We start from the raw sequence: 22,898 nt of genomic DNA on the forward strand, positions 1-22,898 counted from the left end.
ATTATGCTTGAGCAAATTTTATGTATTGACGATGATCCAATTACATTGATGCTATGCAAAAAAGTAATAGCAAAATCTTCGTTTTCTCATGAAATAATTACGGCTCAAAATGGCGAAGAAGCCCTGCATCATTTTAATACTTTAAAGTACACAAACAATAAAAACAAAGTAAACAAAAAACCTGAATTGATTTTTCTGGACTTAAACATGCCTGTTATGGGAGGCTGGGAATTTTTGGATCATTTCACTTCTGAAGCTTATGCTGATTTTAATTCTGCAAAAGTTATTGTATTATCATCTACAATTGATCCCGAAGATTTAGCAAAAGCAAAAAAATATCCTATTATAATCGATTTTCTTTCAAAACCTATTACACAAGCTATGCTGGAATACCTTAAAAAGAAAATAGGATTAATATAAATTTTAAATTCCAATTTTTAAAATTCCAAATTCCAAGCTTATTATTTGATTAAACTCAATCACTACACACTCTAAGCTAGTTTGATGGAATTTAGAATTTATTTAATTGGAATTTTACAATTCGCCACTCTTCACATTAAAACTTTGGAATTTGGAATTTTAAAAATTGAAATTTCAGATATTATATAAACAAAAAAAGTCCTCTAAAAGAGGACTTTCTATATTTTAGTAAATTGTATTTAATTACAATTTAGCAACGTGTTTAGTTAATTTAGACTTCAAGTTAGAAGCTTTATTATCATGAATGATGTTCTTTTTAGCTAATTTATCAATCATAGAGATAACAGTCGATAATTTAGCAGCAGCATCAGATTTATCAGTAGCTAATCTTAACGCTTTAATAGCATTACGAGTAGTTTTGTGCTGATATCTGTTAAGAACTCTTCTTTTTTCGTTACTTCTGATTCTTTTTAATGCTGACTTATGATTTGCCATTTTCTTTTAATTTTAGATGTAATAATTATTATAAATACTAGTTAAAAAAGAAAAACCTCCCACAATTGTAAAACAATCACTTTGGTTTTAACTAATAAAACAAAAACCGAGACACCAATTTTTGTTTTACAAAACTTATTTACAACTAATTTTGTAGTCCGTAGGGGAATCGAACCCCTGTTACCAGGATGAAAACCTGGCGTCCTAACCCCTAGACGAACGGACCAATATCCTCCTAAGTTTGGAAATTTTCAATATGTAATATAACTTGTAGTCCGTGGGGGAATCGAACCCCCCTTACCAGGATGAAAACCTGGCGTCCTAACCGATAGACGAACGGACCGCGCTTCTGTATTGCGGATGCAAAGATACATCTATTTTTTATCTGCACAATAGGTAAAGCAAAAAAAATATATTTTTTTAATAAGCCTTAGCAAAAAGCACTCTTTTAGAAGAAGGATTCCCAGTAAATACACAGGTTCCCGCCTCTTCAACAGCGTCCAAAGGTATGCATCGAATCGTAGCTTTTGTCAAATCTTTTATCTTCTCTTCGGTAGCAACAGTTCCATCCCAATGAGCCGAAATAAATCCGCCTTTTCCTTCTAAAACTTCTTTAAATTCCTCAAAATTATTTACTTCTGTAATATGAGTATTGCGATAATTTAATGCTCTGTCAAATAAATCTTTCTGAATTTGCTCTAACAGATCATTTACATGATTCACGATATTTTCGTTTGAAACAACCTCTTTCGTCAAATTATCACGTCTAGCCACTTCAAAAGTTCCGTTTTCTAAATCTTTTGGGCCAACAGCAATTCTAACAGGAACTCCTTTTAATTCCCATTCAGCAAATTTGAATCCTGGTTTTTGAGTTGTTCTGTCATCGTATTTTACAGAGATTTTCAATTTTCTCAGTTTTGCAGTCAATTCATTTACTGCAGCCGTGATTTCAGCCAATTGTTCATCTGTTTTATGAATAGGAACAATTACAACTTGTATTGGAGCCAAATTTGGAGGCAGCACCAATCCCTGATCATCAGAATGTGTCATGATCAATGCTCCCATCAAACGAGTAGAAACTCCCCAGGAAGTTCCCCAAACGTGTTCTTGTTTTCCTTCAGCATTAGCAAACTTCACATCAAAAGCTTTTGCAAAGTTCTGCCCTAAAAAGTGAGAAGTCCCAGCCTGCAATGCTTTTCCATCCTGCATTAATGCTTCAATACAATACGTTTCATCAGCACCAGCAAAACGCTCGCTCTCAGTTTTAAATCCTTTTACAACCGGAATCGCCATGAAGTTTTCAGCAAAATCAGCATAGACATTCATCATTTTTTCAGACTCTTCTAATGCCTCTGCTTTTGTTGCGTGAGCCGTATGCCCTTCCTGCCATAAAAACTCTGCAGTTCTTAAAAACAAACGTGTACGCATTTCCCAACGCACCACATTTGCCCATTGATTAATAAGTAAAGGTAAATCTCTATAAGACTGCACCCATCCTTTATATGTAGACCAGATAATTGCCTCACTAGTTGGACGCACAATAAGTTCTTCTTCTAATTTTGCATTGGGATCAACCATAAGTTTTCCCGGTCTTTCCTCATCATTCTTTAATCTGTAATGCGTTACAACAGCGCATTCTTTTGCAAATCCTTCTGCATTTTTCTCCTCAGCCTCAAACATACTTTTGGGTACAAATAAGGGAAAGTAAGCATTTTGATGTCCTGTTTCTTTAAACATTCTATCTAACTCTGCCTGCATCTTTTCCCAAATTGCATAGCCGTATGGTTTGATCACCATACATCCTCTAACTCCTGAATTTTCAGCTAAATCTGCTTTAACAACCAGCTCATTATACCATTTAGAATAATCTTCTGATCGTGTAGTAAGGTTCTTACTCATATTATATAGTTTGGCACAAATTTTGTTTTAAATAATTTTAACTAAATAGTTTGACAAAACTAACTATTTTTGTAATGTGCAACAATAAAAAACACCACAGATATGAAAACTAATATTACTCTCCGCCAAAACTCAAGTCATTTTTACTTAATTGGATTACTGAGTTTTCTGTTAGCATCGTGTGGTTCTTACCAAAACACATCGTATTATGACAGTGATGGTGTGTATGGTAACTCTACCAACAGATACGCGCAAGCAAACACTTCAAACACAAACAATCAATATAAAGATTATTTCAAATCATTACAGGATGATAACCAGCCTACAGAAATTTTTACAGATGTAGACAATTATGGTAATTATGCTGAAAGCGACAGCACTCAAACTGCAGCTGTAGCTTCTTACCCTGCTTGGGGAAGCAGCAATTCAGATGTTTCAGTAAATGTTTACTCAGACCCAATGTGGTCATTCGGATTCGGATGGGGCTACCCTTATTACGGATATGGATGGGGATATGGCGGATACTGGGGAGGCTATTGGGGCTATCCTGGCTATGCTTGGGGATACCCGGGCTACTGGGGACCTGGATGGGGTTACCCTGGTTACTGGGGAGGAAGTTATTACAGAAACTATGCTTACAGCTACGGAAGAAGAGGGTCTGCAGCTTACTACGGCGGAAGAAACTATGCTTACAATAACAGAAGCTATGCGAGCAGAAATTACTCTTCAAACAGAAACTACAACTACACTAACAGAAGTTTTAGCAACAGATCTTCAAACAGCTATTCTGATTACAGAAGAAGCGCTGTAAACGGAAGAACATATAATTCAAGTCCAACTTTTACAAACAGAAGAAGTTACTCTCAAGGACAAAATAACAGCTACGATTATTCTAACAGAAGATCATCTAGTGCTTCAACAAACAGAAGCTACAATTACAACAACAATAACAGCAGTTCATCAAGAACTTACTCTCCTAGCCCATCTCGTTCTATGAACAGCGGTGGCGGCGGAAGCATGAGATCATCTGGCGGCGGAGGCGGCGGTGGTAGATCTTACGGCGGCGGTGGAGGCGGAAGAAGGTAACATTTTTCTTCTTTTCCGTATCTAAATACAAGACATTAAAACTTACCCAAATGAAAAAAATATTTCTCCTTTTAATTACAGGACTAACTGTCAGCGTCTCACATTCTCAGGAAGTTTCTGATGCTGTTCGTTTTTCACAAGACAATTTAACCGGAACTGCAAGATTTAGAGCAATGGGCGGTGCATTCGGAGCTGTGGGCGGTGATTTATCAGCAATCTCTGTCAATCCGGCCGGATCGGCTGTTTTCAACAACAATCAAGTTGGAATCACACTGAGCAATCAAAATATTAAAAATAATTCTGATTATTTTGGCACTCAAACTTCAGACAAAGACAATTCTTTTATTCTAAATCAAGCTGGTGGTGTTTTTGTTTTTAAAGACAGAAATCCAAATAATGGCTGGAATAAAATCGCAATTGGAGCGAGTTATGAAAATACAAATAATTTCAATAATAACACTTTCTCTGCCGGAACAAATCCATCACACTCTGTAGCGGATTATTTCTTAGCATATGCAAATGGAATTCCATTAGCAAACATAGCAAATATTCCATATAGGGATCAATTTTATGAGGAACAACAAGCCTATTTTGGCTATAGAGGATTTGTGATAAATCCTGCTTCCAATACCGACGGTAACACACAATACACAAGCAACGTTCCTGCTGGAGGAAATTATTATCAGGAAAACAGTATTTACGAAAGAGGATACAATAGTAAAGTAAGTTTTAACATTGCAACATCTTATAAAAACCGAATCTATTTTGGCGCTAATTTAAACGTTCATGTTACAGATTACAGAAGATCTAGTATTTTTTACGAAAGTAACAACAATCCTTTACAACCAACTGCAACCATATCTAATCTACAATTTAACAACGATCTTTACACATATGGAAATGGGTTCTCATTTCAATTAGGCGCGATAGCAAAAGTTACTGAAGCTTTAAGACTTGGATTAGCTTACGAATCAAATACATGGTACGAACTATACGACGAAGTTTCTCAAAGTCTATACTCTACTACACAAGCAGCTAGCGGTCCTGAAAATTATTACGACATAAATCCAAATGTGGTAAACGTTTATGATCCTTATACTTTACAAACTCCAGGAAAATTCACTTTTAGTGGTGCTTATGTGTTTGGTAAATCTGGCTTAATCAGTGTTGACTACTCTATCAAAGATTATAGTAATACTAAATTTAAACCAACGAGTGACGCAGGTTTTAGAGGTGTAAACAATGACATAAACGACCAATTAACAACAAATGGAGAATTGAGAGTTGGAGCAGAATTTAAAATAAACAGATTGAGTTTACGTGGCGGATATCGTTTTGAAGGAAGTCCTTATAAAAGCGGAACTACAATTGGAGATCTAAACAGTTATTCTGGAGGTTTAGGATATAGCTTTGGATCTACAAAATTAGACCTTGCTTATTCTTATTTAGAAAGAAAATCGAACCAAGGTTTCTTTGCAACCGGATTTACTGACGGCGCAAACATTACATCGAAACTTAATAATGTTTCTTTGACTTTATTATTTGAATTGTAATTAAAATTAAATAGATAATGGAAATTTCCGTCAGGTTTTTACCTGGCGGATTTTTTTTATGCATTCACATTCATAAAAAACGCCTAAAAGAAACCGAAACAAGCGGTGTTTGAATAAAAAAGTGTAATTTTGCACTCCAATTTATAAAAGTATGAGAACCAAGTCTTTAAAAAAGAACAAAATTAACGTAATCACTCTTGGGTGTTCAAAAAATGTATATGATAGTGAAGTACTTATGGGTCAGCTTCTTGCAAACGGAAAAGAAGTTACACATGAAGCAACTAAGGATGAAGGAAATATCATTGTTATAAACACTTGTGGATTTATTGATAATGCAAAAGCTGAATCAGTAAACATGATTTTGGAATATGCAGACAAAAAAGATAAAGGTTTAGTTGATAAAGTTTTCGTTACCGGATGTTTATCTGAGCGTTACAGACCTGATTTAGAAAAAGAAATACCAAACGTTGACCAATATTTTGGTACAACTGAATTACCTCAGCTTTTAAAAGCTCTTGGTGCCGATTATAAACATGAGCTATTAGGAGAACGATTAACTACAACTCCTAAAAATTATGCTTACTTAAAAATTGCAGAAGGCTGCGACAGACCTTGCAGTTTCTGTGCGATTCCATTAATGCGTGGTTCTCACGTTTCTCAGCCAATTGAAAAATTAGTTAAAGAAGCACAAGGTTTAGCTAAAAACGGCGTTAAAGAATTAATACTTATTGCTCAGGATTTAACCTATTACGGTTTAGATCTTTATAAAAAAAGAAATCTGGCAGAATTGTTAGAGGCTTTAGCAGCAGTTGAAGGAATTGAATGGATTCGTTTACATTATGCTTATCCAACTGGTTTCCCGATGGATGTTTTGGAATTAATGAAACGCGAACCTAAGATTTGTAATTATATAGATATTCCGTTACAGCATATTTCCGATTCTATTTTAAAATCGATGCGCCGCGGTACAACTCAGGCTAAAACAACTCAGTTATTAAAAGATTTCCGTGCTGCGGTTCCGGGAATGGCAATTAGAACTACTTTAATTGTGGGCTACCCTGGTGAAACACAGGAAGATTTTGAAATTTTGAAAGAGTTTGTTCAGGAAATGAAGTTTGACAGAATGGGATGTTTTGCATATTCTCATGAAGAAAATACGCATGCTTATTTATTAGAGGACAATGTTCCGGATGATGTAAAACAAGCGAGAGCGAATGAAATTATGGAATTGCAATCGCAGATTTCATGGGATTTAAACCAGGAAAAAGTGGGTCAGGTTTTTAGATGTATTATTGACAGAAAAGAAGGTGCTCATTTTGTGGGCAGAACGGAGTTCGACAGCCCTGATGTTGACAATGAAGTTTTGATCGATGCCTCTAAACATTATGTAAAAACCGGCGAATTTGTTAATATCAAGATAATTGAAGCAACAGAATTTGATTTATACGGAGAACCTGCTTAAATTTACCATGAACTATTGTTAACTTAGACTAAAACACTTTATGAAAGCTACTCAAAACTTAATTATTCTAGTTTTTACATTATTCTGCTTCAATTTTGCTTCGGCTCAATACGGAAACGGATATGGTAATGGTTACGGCAATGGCTATGGTGGCTACGGAAGAGGCGGCGGAATGGGTATGGACAGAAGCATGATGGGCGGTCCGCAGCAAAATACAAGCAAACCTAAAGAGATACCGGTTGAAGAAACAGCAGCTAAAATAGTTGAGCAGATGAAACCTGTTGTAAATCTTGATGAACTTCAGGCTATTGCCATTACAAATGTTTTTGCTGATGGTTTAAGAGAACAAGGAATTCTTATAAAAAATGAAAGCAGCAGTCAGGATGAAAAAATGGAGCAGCTAAAAGCTCTAAAAGAAGCTATGACTAAAAAAATAACGGCCTTTTTAAACCCGGACCAAATAGAGAAATACAACAACTTCATGGCTGATTTTAAAGAGGTTAAGAAAACAAAATCAAAAAAGAAAAAAGACAAAGATTCTAAGGATACTAAAGAAGAAGAAAAACCAGTTGAGAAAGTTCAGGAATAATTTCTAACTCTATCACAAATGTAATTAACCATGGTAAAAAAACATTTTTGTTATTTGATTTTAGCAATTATTATTACTTCTTGCTCAACAAATCCGTATAAAACTACTGAAAAAGCTTACGATCAGCAGCTGAAGACTTTAGAGAATCAAATTACAAGTAAAGAAGCACAAACGATTCCATCGGTAAGTCCGCTGATTATTGATACTACTTATGCTTCTCAATTAGGTATTGTAAAAGATACTTTATCTAAAACAGGCTCAACATCTTTAGTAAACGGCATTAGTACAGAATGGATTGGGACGGTGAATTTTAATTTGAGAAAACCTTCTTTTGTTGTTATCCATCATACTGCTCAGGATTCTCTTCAGCAGACTATTAATACTTTTACAAAAACCAGAACTCAGGTTAGTGCACACTATGTAATTTCTGAAAACGGAAAAGTGGTACAAATGCTGAATGATTATTTAAGAGCCTGGCATGCCGGAGCCTCAACTTGGGGAAAAAATACAGATCTAAACTCTTCTTCTATCGGAATTGAACTTGATAATAATGGGTTTAAACCTTTTACAGAAGCACAAATCAACAGTTTAGTTGCTTTATTGACAAAACTGAAAAAAGATTACAATATCCCTACTCAGAATTTTTTAGGTCATGCTGATATTGCTCCGGGAAGAAAACAGGATCCTAGTGCCTTATTTCCTTGGAAAACATTAGCCGAAAAAGGTTTTGGAATCTGGCCGGATGAAGTTTTAGAAGAAGCTCCTTTTGATTTTAAAATAGAACCTGCTTTAAGAATTATTGGTTACAATACTAAGAATCTTTCTGCTGCAATTCAGGCTTTTAAACTGCATTATATTCAAACTGATGCCACGTCTGTTTTAGATCGAAAAACTATTGATACGATCTATTCTATTTATAAAAAACAGATTCAATAAACAGTCTTTAAAAAATATTTACAAAACGCATTTCTAAAATATATAGAGATGCGTTTTTTTGTTTTACCACAGATTAAGCAGGATTAAAAAGATTAATTATGCTTTGAGTTGATTTTTTTTGCCACAGATTAAAGGATTAAAAAGGATTAATTATTTCTCTTTGCTGTCGATGTTTTTTTGCCACGAATTTCACGAATTTTCACTATTTTTTTATACTAATGATATACTATTAAAAAATAAATTTTAAAACTCAACTGCAAGGTCTATCAGTAAATTTTCATGCAATGATTTCTAAATTTTAATTCGTGAAAATTCGTGAAATTCGTGGCAAAAAAAATCAGGTACAAAATAAAAAAGCTGCCAAAACATTAGTATGTTTCGACAGCTCCAAAAAAAAAAAAAAAAATATCAATCTTTATCTCTAGAAAGAGTATGTTGTAGCAAGTAGAGCGAAGAACGAACCTCCTGTTGGAGCAGCATCGCTATCTAAGAAAATATCTTCAGAAGCAGCGTCGTATCTTAACTCGGGAATAATTGTAAGTTTTCCAACTTTGTAATTTAATGAAACTGTGTTTGCAAATACGCTAGATCCTGTTAATGTACCTAAACTTGGAGCTGCATCTTTTGCATCGAAATATTCAACTCTGTAAGCCAATAATAATGATGGGCTGAAAGAGTAATTTGCATATCCTACTAATGAAAACCACTCACCATCTAAAGTTGTGTCGAAATCATTTTTAGTTTTAGCATAAGTAGCATTTAAACCTAAACCAAAGCTGTCGCTAATTGTTTTAGAAGCTGTTAAATCAAACTGAGTTTTGTTTTCGTCAGATGCAGGGTTGCTGCTTCCAGAAGTAAAATTCAAATAAGCACTTCCTGTTTCACCAATATAACCCACTTGTCCGATATAGGTTTTTTGTGTTGAACCGGCATCCATCGCTGATTTAAAATCTGTTGGGTTAGTTATACCAAACATAGCCGTAAATTTCCCTGATGTATACTGAGCTTTTACCCCTGTATTAAAGAACGGCCCGTATGAGAAAGCATAAGACATACTGTAGTTTTTATTATCTACTGCATCTAATACCTCATACCCAATGTGTGTACCAAAGCTACCCGCAACAACTTTAAATTCGTCAGTAATTTGATACGTGAAATACAATTGTTTAATTAAAAATTTAGCATTTATATCTTTATCTGTTGTTTCATTGTATGAAAATTCTCCTGCTCTTTTTCCGAAACCTAAGTCTACGAAAACAGAAGCTTTTCCAAAAGTATGACCAGCTTCTATCGAAGCCATTCCTAATTCAAATGAATCTTGTGAGTTGGTAAAGCTCGTTAGTCCATTCATTTGTTTAGAAAAATCATATTTATAGTAAGCATCCGCAGACCCTCCCCAAGTAGTTGCCGGTGAAGTTGGTTTGTCATCCTCTTGTGCAAAAGAAAAAGAACTTGTTAACGTGGCAGCTAAAATGTAAAATACTTTTTTCATGTGTTAATTGGTTTTTAGTTATTAAATTGATTTTGGTTAGTTAATCGTTTATATATCTAGTTTAATAGTATAAGTCATTTTTAAAACCCTGAATCTTCCCCTAAAACCCCCTCATTTTCATTAGCGAATTTATTAACTTTTGTATGAGTAGAATAATTGGACACTATTTTTTTGACGTTTTAAGCGAAGAATTATGGATTACAAAAATTAAACTGCCTATAATCGTGATTTGACATTAATAGCGTTTTGTTTTTGAAAATTCAACAACACATTTTTAGCATTTTCACTTAAAAAAATAGGGTTTTAAAAAAATTACAATGAAAAAACAGACTAAAAATTCACCAAAAGCAACTTAAAAAAACCACACCCCTATAAAATTTAGGGGGTATTTGCAAATTAAAAACAAAAACCAAAACATCATCCTCAAAACTAAAATTAAATAAAACTCAATAATCACTGATAAAAAATTCCTACAAAACTAACACTCCTGAATTCCTCTCTATCTCTAGCTTAACTAAACACATAAAACTGCATATAAAACAAAAAAGCCTGTCCAAATTTGAACAGGCTTATTATTAATCAAAATGCTTTTTTATTCGGCAGTATTGTATTTTCTTAAAAACTCTCGAACCTTAAGTCCCGATTCTTTTAAATCTTCATCTTTCCATTTTCCATCTGATTTTGCAGATTTCTTTAAAATAGAGCACGTTTCATCTTTATCAGAAACCGACCATGTTATCCAGCTAAGTTTTTTTGATTCCATCCAGTCAATATATTCCTGCCATGCTTTTAAGTTTAATGGTCCATCACCAGAAGCTTCCATCCCGGCAGATTCGGATACAAATATCGGTATACCTCTTTTTAAAGCTAAATCAGTACGGTCTCTTAATTCTTTACCGTGTGTTGCTGCATAAAAGTGCATTGTATACATTATATTATTATATCCTAAAATTGGATCTTCTGCCGGAAGATCAACATCCTGATCCCAATGCGGCGATCCTACCAATATAATATTGTTGGGATCATTTTCTCTAATCACACTTATTACTTCTTCTGCATAGGTTTTGACTTCCCACCAGGTTTCGTAATCAGGTTCATTAAATATCTCATATATTATATTAGGATACTTACCATACTTTTGAGACATTTCAGCAAAGAATGCTTTTGCTTCTTTTAAATTAACATTATGACTGTGCCAATCGATAATTACATATATATCAGACTTGATTGCTCCGTTAATTACGGCTTCGATTTTTTCTTTTGAGAACTGCGGATCATTAGTATAAGAGTAATCTCCAAGTTCAATTCCCATTGCGGCGCGAACCACATTGCAATTAAAGTCTTTTTTGAGCCAGCTTACTGCTTTTTCATTATAAAATCTTGGCCACATACTATGCCAGCCAAAACTTAATCCGCGTAAAACTATGGGTTCGTTATTTTTATCAACGAGCTGGGTTCCCTGAAGACTTAATTGTCCGTGTTTTTTAACAAACTGTGCATTTATAAAACCGCACATTAATAAGAATGTAATTGTAATTAACTTTTTAAACTTCATCATAAATTTAAATTTTAAAGAGACAATTTTAATGTTATGCAATCATGTGAAGCTAATTCTGCTGTAAAATTCTTTTTTGTGTTTCCTGCATCTTTATTTGTCCAAAGATTTTTTAGTTTGAACGTTGTTTTTTGAAAGTCAGCTTCATAGCCGAAATCTACATCTTTTATTGCATTCTTTTTCCAGTCGAAATTAATTTTTTTCGAAACTTCGCTTCTGTTTAAAAAAGTTACAGCCCAGTTTCCGTCTGACAAAGGTTTTACCCAAACTTCCAGACCATCTTCTGCCGAATGTTTAAAGCCCTGAATTCCTAATTTATCCTGATTTATGGCAATTAATTCTTTATTAGTTAAAATTGCCAGCGTTTCTTTTGACATTTTTCTATAATCGTTTCCTGTAAATAATGGTGACGAAAGCATGCACCACATGGCAAAATGCGATTTATCTTCGGTATCATTCATTTCGTTTCCTACTTCCATCATATCAAAGTCATTCCAATGATCTGGACCAGAATATTTACGGATATCTTTTCGCATTTCGGCAATTTTCATAAATCCCCAAGACGACCAGTTTTCAGGATGTTTGAATTCGCAGTCAAAACAAGGATAAATGTCTCCAGATATTCTCCAAAGATTTCCGACAGGTTTTCCCCATTCCCACGGCTGATTATCTCCCCATTCGCAAAGACTGAAAACAATGGGTCTTCCGGCAGTCTTTAATGCGTTGCTCATTGTTGTATAAGCTTCTGGCGCTGTAATTCCTTTTGTGTTACACCAATCATATTTTAGGAAATCGATTCCTAATTTGGCATAAAAACGGGCATCCTGATATTCGTAACCGCGAGTTCCCGGATATCCGGCGCAGGTTTGCGTTCCTGCACAATTGTATAAACCAAATTTTAAACCTTTGCTGTGTACATAATCTATTAAGGCTTTCATTCCGCTAGGAAATTTTACCGGATCCGGAATTAAATCTCCGTTTGCATCGCGCTCTTTTGTCATCCAGCCGTCGTCTAATACTATATAGTTATAACCCGCGGCGGCCAATCCGGATGAAACCATAATATCAGCCGTTTCTTTTACTAATTTTTCATCTATATTGGTTGCGAATGTATTCCATGAATTCCATCCCATTGGCGGTGTCATAGCTAAACCTTCAAATTTTCCGGCTGTTTGTGTATGTGTATTTCCTTGGCTGAAGCCGAAAACTGAAAAGCATAAAGCTAATCCTAAAATTATTTTCTTCATTTTATAAAATTTAAAAAGATGTTATAAAAAGATATTCCCTAATTTTTCAACTAGGGAATATCTCAAACTAACTCAACTTGATATTTTTTTTATTTTAATACAAATCCGATGTCGTCAAACAATACAGTGTTTCCACCATCATTATTTGATTCCTGGAATGTTAACATTGTTACGCTTGTTGGATCTCCTAATTTATTTAAAGGAATTTCCATGTAAACCCACGCAGCTGTAACCGGAATTACATAATTTGGCCCTCCGTTTACACTAAAATTAACCTGACCATTTTTTGCTCCTTTAACGGCAATTCTGATTGCTTTATAAGGTGTCATATCAACATTGAAGCCCCAGTTTCCACCGTCCCATTGTCCGAATTCCCATTTCCATGATTTTTCACCCTGATAAGAATCTCCATCATATTCAAAATCAACACCTTTTCCAGCCCAAGGTCCACCCCATTGCATGCCGTATAATTTATCATCGTACAATGCTGTACCAATCGCTTCTTTAGAAACCGCTGTTCCAGAAATATTAGTTACAGCAAGATATCTTTTATCTGCATTTGCAGGTACTTTGATCACTATTTCTTCTAATGTTGAAGAAACTACGGTTACCGGAACTTCTGGTAATGTTGCTGTTTTTGCAAGTGTTACAACCGGATTTAAGAAATACTTACCTTTAATAGTTACCTGATCGCCTTCTGCACAATTAATAAAATTAAATCCAGAGAATGTTGGAACCGGTGGCGCAACTGTAAAATCATAAAGAGCTGTACCGCTTTTGGTAACTACTTTTAATTTATTTGATGCATTTGCATATGGTGTGTTTTCATCAATTAATACAATGATATCAGTATCTGTTACAAAAGTGGGTCTGAAATACGTATCATAATCATTAAAATAGATTTTTGTAGTTGACAAAAGCCCTTTTCCGTGAATTACATAATAATTCTTCGGGTCTCCAACTGTAACCGGAGTTAAGGGTTTCATGCTTCCATCTTCATTATATCCCGATGGAGAAACTGATTCAATAACCGGCGGACCGCTGTAAGCTTCAGAACCATTATTATCATCATTTGAGCATGAAGTAAAAAGCATTAAAGATAACATCCATGCCATGCATGCCGCTAACGAAACAATTTTTATATTTTTCATAATTTATATTTTTAAAATTATTTAAAAGTATACGGAGCTACTTCTGTTAATTTTGGATTTTTAATTAAATCATCTGCAGGATAAGGCAGTAAAAGATTTGATGCCGAAATGGTAATGTGTTTTTCGTTTTGTTTATCTCCTCTGTTTTGTGCTTCTAAAATGGCTTTGGCCTGACTGAACGGAAGACGTCCTAAATCAAAATAATAATCTCCTTCGCAAGCTAATTCTGCACGTCTTTCTCTAAAAATATCATCAAAAGTAATGGCGGTTTTTGGCGCTAAACCTGCTCTTTTACGAACTGCGTTATATGATTTTAATGCATTTGCATCTGTAGTACTTCCTGTTTGAGATCCTAAAATGGCTTCGGCATGAATTAATAATAATTCAGCATAACGCATCATATAACTATTCATACTGCTTTCTCCATTAAATGGCGCATTGAAAGGTCCTGTTATTGGTAAATTTTCTTTTCCGATTACGTATTTTTTTAATCCGGCACCAGAATTCTGAGCTTCATTTGCTAATTCAAATGTATATCCTAAAAGTTTTGGAGAATCAACAGCAAGTGTCTGCGCATACGTGATGTTTGGATAATAATCCCCCGGAAGCATAAAAGTTTCAATTCTTCTTTTATCTCCATTTTCAAAAACATTATGAATTAAATCCTGAGATGGCGCAATTTGTCCAGAATACGTTGTTTCAACCAATCTGTTTTCCGGAGCGAATAATGTGTTTGAAAAGTTTCCTTCAAAATAAGTTCCAGCTCCAGTCCATTGCCATGAAAAGATAGACTCTTCGTTATTGTTGTTTTTTTGAAGCCATAAATCTGCAAAAGATTTTGTTGGAAGTTCGTCTCCTCCTAATAATTTGAATTCACCGCTATTGATAACTTCCTGAGCCATTGCTCTTGCCAATTCATATTTCTTTTGATATAAATACACTTTTGCTAAAAATGCTTTTGCAGATCCGCTTGAAACGTGTGCATTTGCAGCATAATTTGAACCTCTGTTTTTTGATCTTAAATTATCGATTGCAAATTTTAAATCATTTTCGATAAAAGTATAAACGTCTGCAACCGGATTACTCGGGATAACATAGTTTTTAGAATAATCAGCATTGTTTTCGATAATTGGTACATTTCCCCAAAGTCTTACTAAGAAGAAATAAGAAAACGCTCTGATAAAATGAGCCTCTCCCAATGCATTGTTCAAAGCTTCGTTACTAACTGCCGGCCCAACACTTTGTGGCAAATTGTTGATATATGCATTTGAGTTTGCAATTGCTCCAAAACATGATCTCCATGCATCTGAAATAAATGCCTGTGAATTTGTAAAACTTAAATCTGTAAATTTTCCAAAATCATTGTATTGACTTGCATACATGTTTCCTGAAATAACATCTGTGATTCCGTAAAATGCCGATTTATTCATATTAAACCATACAATTCCGTACAATCCGTTTGATGCATTATCAAGCTTTTCATCTGAATCGTAGTAATTACCAATCGTAGGAGTTCCTTCTGCCGGCACGTCGATAAAATCCTGCGAACAAGATGATGACATCAGCATTAAAAATGTCAAAGCAACTGCACTGCTTCTTTTAAATATATTTTTCATATTAATTTCGTATTAAAATTCAACATTAAAACCAAAAGTTATTTGTCTTGGTACCGGATAACGGCCATTGTCAACACCAGAAAGTAAAGCATCCTGGTTATATGAACCCACCTCAGGATCATATCCTTTGTATTTTGTAAAAGTGAATAAATTTTGTCCTGAAGCATAAAGTCTCAATCTTGACAGCTTAATTTTAGAAATTATATCAGAAGGAAGAGAATATCCTAATGTTACGTTTTGAATTCTTAAATATGAACCGTCCTCTATATGGCGTGTTGAAATTGCATTATTAATATTATCATAAGTTGAAGGTCTTGGCAGAGAAGCATCTGTATTTACTGCTGAATAAAAATCCGCTGCTTCCGTTAAATAGTTTGTTCCCATGTAACTATTCATCGTTCCAGACAAACGAGTTAAGTTCATTAATTTATTTCCTGCTGTTCCCTGAAGGAAAATTGACAAATCAACATTTTTGTATTTGAAATTATTGGTGAATCCGTAAGTGAATTTTGGATTTGGATTTCCGATAGGAACTAAGTCATTTAAGTCAATAACACCATCGTTGTTTTGATCTTTATAGATAACATCTCCTTTTTGAAATTCTGGTTTCAAAGAGTTTGTTCCGTCTTTTAAAGGCACCTGAGTTCCTCCTGCTGTATGTCCATAAGTCAATAAATCCTGATCTGTTCTGTAAATCCCTACGGCTTCGTAACCAATGAATGAACCAATTGGAAGTCCTTCCTGAGTTCTTGAAACTGTTACAGTGTTATAAGCCAGTGTATTCATTGTTTTCACAATATTCAAACCAGCCATATCTGTCACTTTATTTACATATTTAGTAAAGTTTAAGTTAGAATTCCATGTAAAGTTGTCTGAGAATTTTTCTGTGTAGCCCAAAGTAATCTCAATACCTTTATTCTGCATACTTCCAAGGTTAAAATATGGAGGATTCACACCACCTTCATAATCTCCACCACCAGAAAGGTAATTTGGAAGAGGTACCTGGTATAAGAAGTTTTTAGATACTTTTTTATAAACATCAACCGTTGCTGTAAGTTTAGAATCAAACATTGTAAAATCTAATCCTAAGTTTGTCTGCTCCTGAGTTTCCCATTTCAAATCTTTATTTGGCGTATTTGACGGAAGATAAGACGTTCCCATTGTACTATTAACAATATGCAGATTAGAATCGTATAAATTATTCCCGATTTGGTTGTTACCAGTTTGTCCCCAACCTGCTCTAATTTTAATATTGTCTACATACTTTTTAGTGCTTTCCATAAAAGATTCATTCGAAAGTTTCCATGAACCGCTTACAGAACTAAAAACACCCCATTTATTTCCAACAAAGAATTTTGAAGATCCGTCCGTTCTAACGGCACCAGTCAGACTATATCTGTCAGCATAATCGTAAACCACCCTTCCTAAATAAGAAGACAAAGTCTGTGTTCCTGAATAAACTCCGCTTGTAACTGCCTTAGATAAATCTGAAGCAGAAAGCGATTTGTCATTATTATCCTTATAACCGTAACCTGTTATAGAATATCCTTCCCAATGAGCTCTGTTTGATTCTTGTACGGCTAAAACTGTAAAATTGTGTTTACCAATAGTATTTTTATAAGTAAGCATGTTTTTTAAGTTCCATGAATTTCCAGTTGATGGATTGTAATACAAGTTTGCATAGCTTTTTACCGCATTTCCTAAAGAATACATTGGATCAAAACGCTGGCCTAAATTATCATAAATATATCCACCCGCTTCAAAACGATAATCTAAACCTTTAAATAAATCTACCTGAGTGTAGAAGTTTCCAGAATAGTTTTTTCTAACTAAAGTATTAGAACCTAATAAAGAAACAGCAACCGGGTTTACAAAAGAAGTGTTTCCGCCAGTTGGAGGCCCTGCAAACGCTCCGGATAATTCTCTAACAGCCACATCCGGTGTTGCTAATAATGAAGTAGCAACAACTCCGTTAAACTGACCGTTTAAAGTTAATTTTTCATCCGTAATTGCACCGCTGATATTTACTCCTACTCTAATAAAGCTGTTTACTTTAGCATCAATATTAGTTCTAAAATTATATCTCTTGAATCCAGATTCGATTACAATACCGTCTTGTTTTAAAACTCCTCCGGAGATATAGTAATTAATTCCTTCTTTGCCTCCTGAGAAAGACAATTGATTAGAAGACATAAATCCTGTTTGGTAAATAGCATCCTGCCAGTCTGTTCCTTTTCCTAATAATTCAGGGTGAGCAAATTCAGGACGACGAGCTGTAGGATCGTAAACATCTGCCAAAGCATTTTGGTGAATGGCATATTCCTGTAGATTCATAGAATGAAGTCTTTTAGGAAGATTACTCACAGAATAAGAATTTTCGAAAGATAATTTTCCCGTTCCTTTTTTACCCGATTTTGTAGTAACAATTACAACCCCGTTTGCACCACGCGAACCATAAATCGCTGTTGCAGAAGCATCTTTTAAAATATCTATAGACTCAATATCACTTGGATTAATAAGTGCTAACGGGCTCTGCGTAATATTTCCGTTATTTGAAAAGTTAGAATTCCCCTGAGCATTTCTTCCAGAAGTAGATGAGTTTCTCGCATCTCCGGAAATTGGAACTCCGTCAATTACATACAAAGGTTCGTTTGTTCCTGTTAAAGAAGAAACCCCTCTAATTTTTACCGAAACGTTACTTCCAGGTTCTCCAGAGTTACTGTTTACAACAACCCCGGCTGCTTTACCCTGCATCATTTGGTCAAATGAAGCAAATTTCAGGTTTTCAATATCTTTTGAACTAATGCTTGAAATCGCACTATTAACATCTTTTCTCTTTTGTGTACCGTAACCAATTACAACAACATCTTTTAAGTCTTCGGCACTAGATTTTAAAATTACATTGATAGTTTTTCTTCCATCAACAGCAATCTTTTGTGTATTAAATCCAATAAATGAATATACAAGAGTTGCATTTGCCGGAACATCGATAGAATATTTTCCATCAAAATCGGTCGAAGTAGTTGTTTTAGAACCGGCGATGGAGATATTCGCACCCGGAATCGATAATCCTTTTTCATCAGATACCGTTCCCGAAACTTTTATCTGAGCAAGAGCAAAATTACTCAGTAACAAAAATAATATCAAAGGAATTGCTCTGTGGTTAGCATTCCAATGAATAAAATTGGTCAGTAGTTTTTTCATAATAAGTGTTTGGTTAGTTTAAATTTGTCTTCATTATAATTAAGCAATAAAGGGTAACTTTTACTTCGAAATTATTTAACAAATCTATAACAGAAGAAATTATCAAATCGATAGTATTCCATCATTTAATGATAATATTTTTACTATATCTACTTAAAAAAACACATATCAAAATAAAACCAATGAAAAATTGAATTATTCGCAATCAAGCAACCCTAAACAACCACAAACTATAAAGAAAAGTTAACGAAATTGCAAAAATCAAACGTTTTCGTTAAAAATAATATTTATTTGTGAAAAAAAAGTATCACTACAAAATACGTTTTAATCCAGAAAAATCCTCACGATATTGACTAGGAGTACAATTTTTAATAGCCTTAAAGCTACGATTGAAGTTCGCAATATTATTAAAGCCGGATTTAAACGCCACTTCAGAAACACTCATATCTTTTTCAACCAGCCATCTTGCTGCATATCCTATTCGAATATCATTAATATAATTGACAAAAGTTTTTCCGGTGCGTTTTTTAATAAAACGATTAAAAGAAATTATAGACATGCTCGCCACATTTGCCACGTCTTCTAAAGTAATTTTATCCGCAAAATGTTTTTGTACATATTCATATACCAATTTCATTTTGTCGTAATCATCAAATTTGTCGTAGTCAACCGTATAAGTAGAAAGTAAACGTTGATTTCTCGAATTGGCAAGATCATATAATAAGGAAGTGATTTCCAAAAAATAGTCCATACCATCAAGTTTTGAGAGCCTTACCAATCGTGGCGTTAATTCTTCGGCGACTTTTTTAGAAAATAAAATGCCGTGAATCGAACGATTAAACATATCGCGAATCGGATTCATAATGCGTCTTGCCAGTAAAGATTCATGAAATAAATCATTATGAAACTGAATCGTAATTTCGTGGATTTTTTTGTTCGTACATTTATTCAGTTCCCAGCCATGATATAAATTTGGTCCGATTAAAACCAATTCTACATTATCAATTTCTTCAATATTATCACCAACAACACGTCTTACTCCTTTTCCATTCAAAATAAAATTAATCTCAAACTCAGGATGATAATGAACCGGAAAATCAAAACTATCTTTAACTCTGTCAAAGACTAAAAAACTATCTCCGGCTGAAAGCGGGGCGATTTCTCTATAAAAATTTTTAGCAGTACTCATCTCTTAAAACTGTTATTAGGTGATATCAATTGATTTTTTTCTGCAATAATATGATATATAATTGATAAAATAATATTAATTACGCTATAAACATAAATTTATCTTTGAAAAATAGAATTATCAACTTTGCAGAATCAGTATTAATAATAAACATTAATCATTTTTAATATTCAATCTTTTTATAGTTTTAATAATTTTAGCAGGAAAACAATACCGAATTACAAATAGAGAAATCGACCTTCAGCAGCAAATTGATAATTTTAAATCAAAATTTAAGAATGCGCTGAAAAACAATATTTTCAAAAATGAAAAAATACTTTTTTAAGCTTTTAGTAACCGCATTATTAGGATCTTCGTGTTCTGCGCAACATAATAATAGTAATACGAAATTGTCACTTTCAGATAAAAAAGCAACATCTGAAACCGTTTCATTATACAAAAAACTAAACCAGCTTACTCAAAAAGGATATCTTTTCGGACATCAGGATGATCTTGCTTATGGCGTAAACTGGAAATACGAAAACGGCAGAAGCGACATTAAAGATGTTGTTGGCGATTATCCAGCAGTTTACGGATGGGATATTGCAGGTTTAGAAAAAGACAACCTTAATAATATAGATGGCGTTCCGTTCTCAAAAATGAAACAATATATTATTGATGCCAACGAAAGAGGCGGAATTTCAACAATAAGCTGGCATTTTGATAATCCGGCAACCGGAGGAAGTGCCTGGGACAACAAACCAAATTCGCTAAAAACCATTTTACCAGGCGGAGAAAATCATCAAAAATTTACTTCTTGGTTAGACAAAGCGGCGAATTTCTTTCTTTCGTTAAAAGATAAAAAAGGAAAAAATATTCCGATTTTATTCAGACCTTATCATGAACTTTCAGGAGGCTGGTTTTGGTGGGGAAAAGGAAACTGCACACCAGAAGAATTTAAAACTGCATGGAAATTTACCTTCGAATATCTGCAGAAAAAAGGCGTGCATAATTTAATTTATGTTTATAACACAGGTAGTTTCAACTCAAAAGAAGATTTTCTGACCAATTATCCTGGAGATGATTTTGCTGATATTTTAAGTTTTGATTCTTATCAAAACAACAATGATAAAGAAGGAACAAAATTTATTGCAGAGGTTCAAAGTCAGTTAAAAATTCTGAATGAAATTGGACAGGAAAAACACAAACTAATTGCCGTTGCCGAAGCAGGATACGAAGCTGTTCCAGATCCAAAATGGTGGACAGGAACGTTCTCAAAAGCGATTGGCGATTATAAAATGTCGTATGTATTATTATGGCGAAATCACGGATGGCAGGAAAAAGAACAAAAAATGCATTATTACGCACCATTCAAAGGTCAAACGAGCGAAAAAGATTTTATCGAATATTATAATATGAAAAACACACTGTTCGAAAAAGACTTAAAAAAATTAAAAATTGAGAATTAAAAATTAAAAATCCGCGTCATCTGCGTGGTAAAGAATTTAAAAATAAAATCTGTTTTTATCCGCGTTTTTACGAAGTAAATCCGTTTTATCCGAGTCAAAAAAATATACAGAAACATTAAAATAATTAACCAAATAAAACCACAAAAGCCTAATGCACGACAAAATTAGTTTAAAAGAAAAAATAGGTTACGGACTTGGCGACGCCGCGTCATCAATGTTCTGGAAAATCTTTAGTATGTATCTTTTGTTTTTCTATACCGACGTTTTCGGATTGGCGCCTGCCGTTGTAGGAACCATGTTCCTGATTACCAGAATCTGGGATTCCTGCTTTGATCCAATCGTAGGAATCATTGCCGACAGAACAAAAACTAAATGGGGAAAATTCAGACCGTATCTTTTATGGGTTGCGATTCCTTTTGCCGTAATTGGAGTTTTAACTTTTTACACACCGGATTTTGATGAAAAAGGAAAAATAATTTACGCCTACGTAACCTATTCCTTAATGATGATGATTTATTCGTTAATCAACGTTCCGTACGCATCACTTTTAGGTGTCATGTCATCTGACAGAAAAGACAGAAACACTTTATCATCGTACAGAATGGTTTTCGCTTTTGGCGGAAGTCTATTGGCGCTTTGGTTAATTGAACCGCTTGTAAATTATTTTGGAGGAAACTTAAATTCTAAAACTGGCTGGCTGGCAACAATCATTGTTTTCGGAATCATTACAACAGCATTTTTCTGGGCTTGTTTTTTCTTCACAAAAGAAAGAGTAAAACCTATCGAAAATGAACAATCCAACTTAAAAGAAGATTTAAAAGATCTTCTAAAAAACAGACCTTGGTGGATTTTATTAGGAGCCGGAATCGGAACTTTGGTTTTTAATTCTATCAGAGACGGAGCTGCAGTTTACTATTTCAAATATTACGTAAGCAGCAATGTAAATTTCGATTTTTCACTTTTCGGAACCGATTTCCACATGACGCCAACCTCTATTTATCTAGTTTTGGGTCAGGCTGCTAATATTATCGGCGTAATTATCGCAACGCCAATCGCTAATAAAATTGGTAAAAAGAAAACATTCTTTGGAGCAATGGCAATCGCCGCAATTTTAAGCTTGATCTTTTATTTCTTCGGAAAAGAAGACGTTTTCCTAATTATGAGTTTTCAGGTTTTAATCAGCATTTGTGCAGGATGCATTTTCCCTTTAATCTGGTCCATGTATGCAGACAGCGCCGATTACTCAGAATGGAAACAAGGCCGCAGAGCAACCGGATTAGTTTTCTCAGCATCCTCAATGTCACAAAAATTTGGATGGACAATAGGCGGTGCCGGAACCGGATGGCTTTTAGGTTATTACGGATTTCAGGCCAATGTTGAACAAACAGCCGTAACTCAAAACGGAATTCAATTAATGCTAAGTATTCTTCCTGCAATAGCAGCAGCAATATCAGTCGCTTTTATATTATTCTATCCTTTATCCGAAGAAAAACTCCAGACGATAGAACAAGATTTAAACGAAAAAAGAGACCAAATGAACTAAATACAAATCAGAT

The 22,898-nt window shown here is 34.3% G+C and carries 17 protein-coding genes and 2 tRNA genes; 8 read left to right on the forward strand and 11 right to left on the reverse strand.

Annotated elements, in window-relative coordinates; all coding sequences use genetic code 11:
• The first annotated feature begins 3 nt into the window (after positions 1-3).
• Entirely contained in the window at positions 4-420 is a 417-nt protein-coding gene (locus tag ABDW27_RS06390; RefSeq protein WP_343695119.1) for a response regulator, read from the forward strand.
• Positions 421-663: 243 nt separating this feature from the next.
• On the opposite strand, the gene rpsT is transcribed toward ABDW27_RS06390, so the two are convergent.
• The 4 genes from rpsT to proS all read right to left on the reverse strand — a co-directional run bounded on the left by rpsT (position 664) and on the right by proS (position 2,814).
• Positions 664-915, reverse strand: a complete 252-nt coding sequence (gene rpsT / locus ABDW27_RS06395; RefSeq protein WP_012026903.1) for a 30S ribosomal protein S20 — start codon at positions 913-915, stop codon at positions 664-666.
• A gap of 154 nt (positions 916-1,069) precedes the next feature.
• Positions 1,070-1,141, reverse strand: a tRNA-Glu gene (locus tag ABDW27_RS06400).
• Between the two features lie 45 nt (positions 1,142-1,186).
• Positions 1,187-1,258: transfer RNA gene (locus ABDW27_RS06405), tRNA-Glu, on the reverse strand.
• 77 nt (positions 1,259-1,335) lie between these two features.
• On the reverse strand, positions 1,336-2,814 hold the full coding sequence (gene proS / locus ABDW27_RS06410; RefSeq protein WP_343695120.1) for a proline--tRNA ligase: 1,479 nt from the start codon (positions 2,812-2,814) through the stop codon (positions 1,336-1,338).
• Between the two features lie 102 nt (positions 2,815-2,916).
• Here proS and ABDW27_RS06415 point away from each other — a divergent pair, with 102 nt between their 5' ends.
• From ABDW27_RS06415 to ABDW27_RS06435, 5 genes are all read left to right on the forward strand, one after another.
• Entirely contained in the window at positions 2,917-3,900 is a 984-nt protein-coding gene (locus tag ABDW27_RS06415) for a hypothetical protein (RefSeq protein ID WP_343695121.1), read from the forward strand.
• Between the two features lie 50 nt (positions 3,901-3,950).
• Positions 3,951-5,453: an outer membrane protein transport protein gene (locus ABDW27_RS06420; protein WP_343695122.1), complete on the forward strand. Its 1,503-nt coding sequence runs from the start codon at positions 3,951-3,953 to the stop codon at positions 5,451-5,453.
• 151 nt (positions 5,454-5,604) lie between these two features.
• Positions 5,605-6,915 carry a 30S ribosomal protein S12 methylthiotransferase RimO gene (gene rimO / locus ABDW27_RS06425; protein ID WP_343695123.1) on the forward strand — a complete coding sequence of 437 codons (1,311 nt, stop codon included), beginning with the start codon at positions 5,605-5,607 and terminating at the stop codon, positions 6,913-6,915.
• 40 nt (positions 6,916-6,955) lie between these two features.
• Entirely contained in the window at positions 6,956-7,504 is a 549-nt protein-coding gene (locus tag ABDW27_RS06430) for a hypothetical protein (RefSeq protein ID WP_343695124.1), read from the forward strand.
• 30 nt (positions 7,505-7,534) lie between these two features.
• Entirely contained in the window at positions 7,535-8,440 is a 906-nt protein-coding gene (locus ABDW27_RS06435) for an N-acetylmuramoyl-L-alanine amidase (RefSeq protein WP_343695125.1), read from the forward strand.
• 421 nt (positions 8,441-8,861) lie between these two features.
• On the opposite strand, the gene ABDW27_RS06440 is transcribed toward ABDW27_RS06435, so the two are convergent.
• The 7 genes from ABDW27_RS06440 to ABDW27_RS06470 all read right to left on the reverse strand — a co-directional run bounded on the left by ABDW27_RS06440 (position 8,862) and on the right by ABDW27_RS06470 (position 19,894).
• Positions 8,862-9,932, reverse strand: a complete 1,071-nt coding sequence (locus ABDW27_RS06440; RefSeq protein WP_343695126.1) for an outer membrane beta-barrel protein — start codon at positions 9,930-9,932, stop codon at positions 8,862-8,864.
• Between the two features lie 592 nt (positions 9,933-10,524).
• A complete protein-coding gene (locus tag ABDW27_RS06445; RefSeq protein WP_343695127.1) occupies positions 10,525-11,490 on the reverse strand; it encodes a glycoside hydrolase family 5 protein in 966 nt (321 codons plus the stop codon).
• 11 nt (positions 11,491-11,501) lie between these two features.
• Positions 11,502-12,734 carry a glycoside hydrolase family 27 protein gene (locus ABDW27_RS06450; protein WP_343695128.1) on the reverse strand — a complete coding sequence of 411 codons (1,233 nt, stop codon included), beginning with the start codon at positions 12,732-12,734 and terminating at the stop codon, positions 11,502-11,504.
• Between the two features lie 89 nt (positions 12,735-12,823).
• The gene (locus ABDW27_RS06455; RefSeq protein ID WP_343695129.1) at positions 12,824-13,885 is read right to left on the reverse strand and encodes a hypothetical protein; all 1,062 of its coding nucleotides are present in this window, start codon (positions 13,883-13,885) and stop codon (positions 12,824-12,826) included.
• 17 nt (positions 13,886-13,902) lie between these two features.
• Positions 13,903-15,501, reverse strand: a complete 1,599-nt coding sequence (locus ABDW27_RS06460; RefSeq protein ID WP_343695130.1) for a RagB/SusD family nutrient uptake outer membrane protein — start codon at positions 15,499-15,501, stop codon at positions 13,903-13,905.
• A 12-nt stretch (positions 15,502-15,513) separates the two neighbouring features.
• On the reverse strand, positions 15,514-18,705 hold the full coding sequence (locus ABDW27_RS06465) for a TonB-dependent receptor (protein ID WP_343695131.1): 3,192 nt from the start codon (positions 18,703-18,705) through the stop codon (positions 15,514-15,516).
• Positions 18,706-19,015: 310 nt separating this feature from the next.
• Positions 19,016-19,894 carry an AraC family transcriptional regulator gene (locus tag ABDW27_RS06470; RefSeq protein ID WP_073417103.1) on the reverse strand — a complete coding sequence of 293 codons (879 nt, stop codon included), beginning with the start codon at positions 19,892-19,894 and terminating at the stop codon, positions 19,016-19,018.
• A gap of 305 nt (positions 19,895-20,199) precedes the next feature.
• Here ABDW27_RS06470 and ABDW27_RS06475 point away from each other — a divergent pair, with 305 nt between their 5' ends.
• Together ABDW27_RS06475 and ABDW27_RS06480 are read left to right on the forward strand one after the other, a co-directional pair.
• Complete coding sequence (locus ABDW27_RS06475; protein ID WP_343695132.1) at positions 20,200-21,342, forward strand: glycosyl hydrolase; 1,143 nt, start codon at positions 20,200-20,202, stop codon at positions 21,340-21,342.
• 151 nt (positions 21,343-21,493) lie between these two features.
• Positions 21,494-22,885 carry an MFS transporter gene (locus tag ABDW27_RS06480; protein WP_343695133.1) on the forward strand — a complete coding sequence of 464 codons (1,392 nt, stop codon included), beginning with the start codon at positions 21,494-21,496 and terminating at the stop codon, positions 22,883-22,885.
• Positions 22,886-22,898: the final 13 nt, after the last annotated feature.

Origin of the sequence: Flavobacterium sp., from assembly GCF_039595935.1 — a bacterium.
GTDB lineage: Bacteria > Bacteroidota > Bacteroidia > Flavobacteriales > Flavobacteriaceae > Flavobacterium.

Excerpts from the sequence above, each read along its gene's own strand:
- ABDW27_RS06390 (WP_343695119.1), top strand. The coding sequence starts at position 4 with ATGCTTGAGCAAATTTTATGTATTGACGATGATCCAATTACATTGATG.
- rpsT (WP_012026903.1), bottom strand. The coding sequence starts at position 915 with ATGGCAAATCATAAGTCAGCATTAAAAAGAATCAGAAGTAACGAAAAA.
- proS (WP_343695120.1), bottom strand. The coding sequence starts at position 2,814 with ATGAGTAAGAACCTTACTACACGATCAGAAGATTATTCTAAATGGTAT.
- ABDW27_RS06415 (WP_343695121.1), top strand. The coding sequence starts at position 2,917 with ATGAAAACTAATATTACTCTCCGCCAAAACTCAAGTCATTTTTACTTA.
- ABDW27_RS06420 (WP_343695122.1), top strand. The coding sequence starts at position 3,951 with ATGAAAAAAATATTTCTCCTTTTAATTACAGGACTAACTGTCAGCGTC.
- rimO (WP_343695123.1), top strand. The coding sequence starts at position 5,605 with ATGAGAACCAAGTCTTTAAAAAAGAACAAAATTAACGTAATCACTCTT.
- ABDW27_RS06430 (WP_343695124.1), top strand. The coding sequence starts at position 6,956 with ATGAAAGCTACTCAAAACTTAATTATTCTAGTTTTTACATTATTCTGC.
- ABDW27_RS06435 (WP_343695125.1), top strand. The coding sequence starts at position 7,535 with ATGGTAAAAAAACATTTTTGTTATTTGATTTTAGCAATTATTATTACT.
- ABDW27_RS06440 (WP_343695126.1), bottom strand. The coding sequence starts at position 9,932 with ATGAAAAAAGTATTTTACATTTTAGCTGCCACGTTAACAAGTTCTTTT.
- ABDW27_RS06445 (WP_343695127.1), bottom strand. The coding sequence starts at position 11,490 with ATGATGAAGTTTAAAAAGTTAATTACAATTACATTCTTATTAATGTGC.
- ABDW27_RS06450 (WP_343695128.1), bottom strand. The coding sequence starts at position 12,734 with ATGAAGAAAATAATTTTAGGATTAGCTTTATGCTTTTCAGTTTTCGGC.
- ABDW27_RS06455 (WP_343695129.1), bottom strand. The coding sequence starts at position 13,885 with ATGAAAAATATAAAAATTGTTTCGTTAGCGGCATGCATGGCATGGATG.
- ABDW27_RS06460 (WP_343695130.1), bottom strand. The coding sequence starts at position 15,501 with ATGAAAAATATATTTAAAAGAAGCAGTGCAGTTGCTTTGACATTTTTA.
- ABDW27_RS06465 (WP_343695131.1), bottom strand. The coding sequence starts at position 18,705 with ATGAAAAAACTACTGACCAATTTTATTCATTGGAATGCTAACCACAGA.
- ABDW27_RS06470 (WP_073417103.1), bottom strand. The coding sequence starts at position 19,894 with ATGAGTACTGCTAAAAATTTTTATAGAGAAATCGCCCCGCTTTCAGCC.
- ABDW27_RS06475 (WP_343695132.1), top strand. The coding sequence starts at position 20,200 with ATGAAAAAATACTTTTTTAAGCTTTTAGTAACCGCATTATTAGGATCT.
- ABDW27_RS06480 (WP_343695133.1), top strand. The coding sequence starts at position 21,494 with ATGCACGACAAAATTAGTTTAAAAGAAAAAATAGGTTACGGACTTGGC.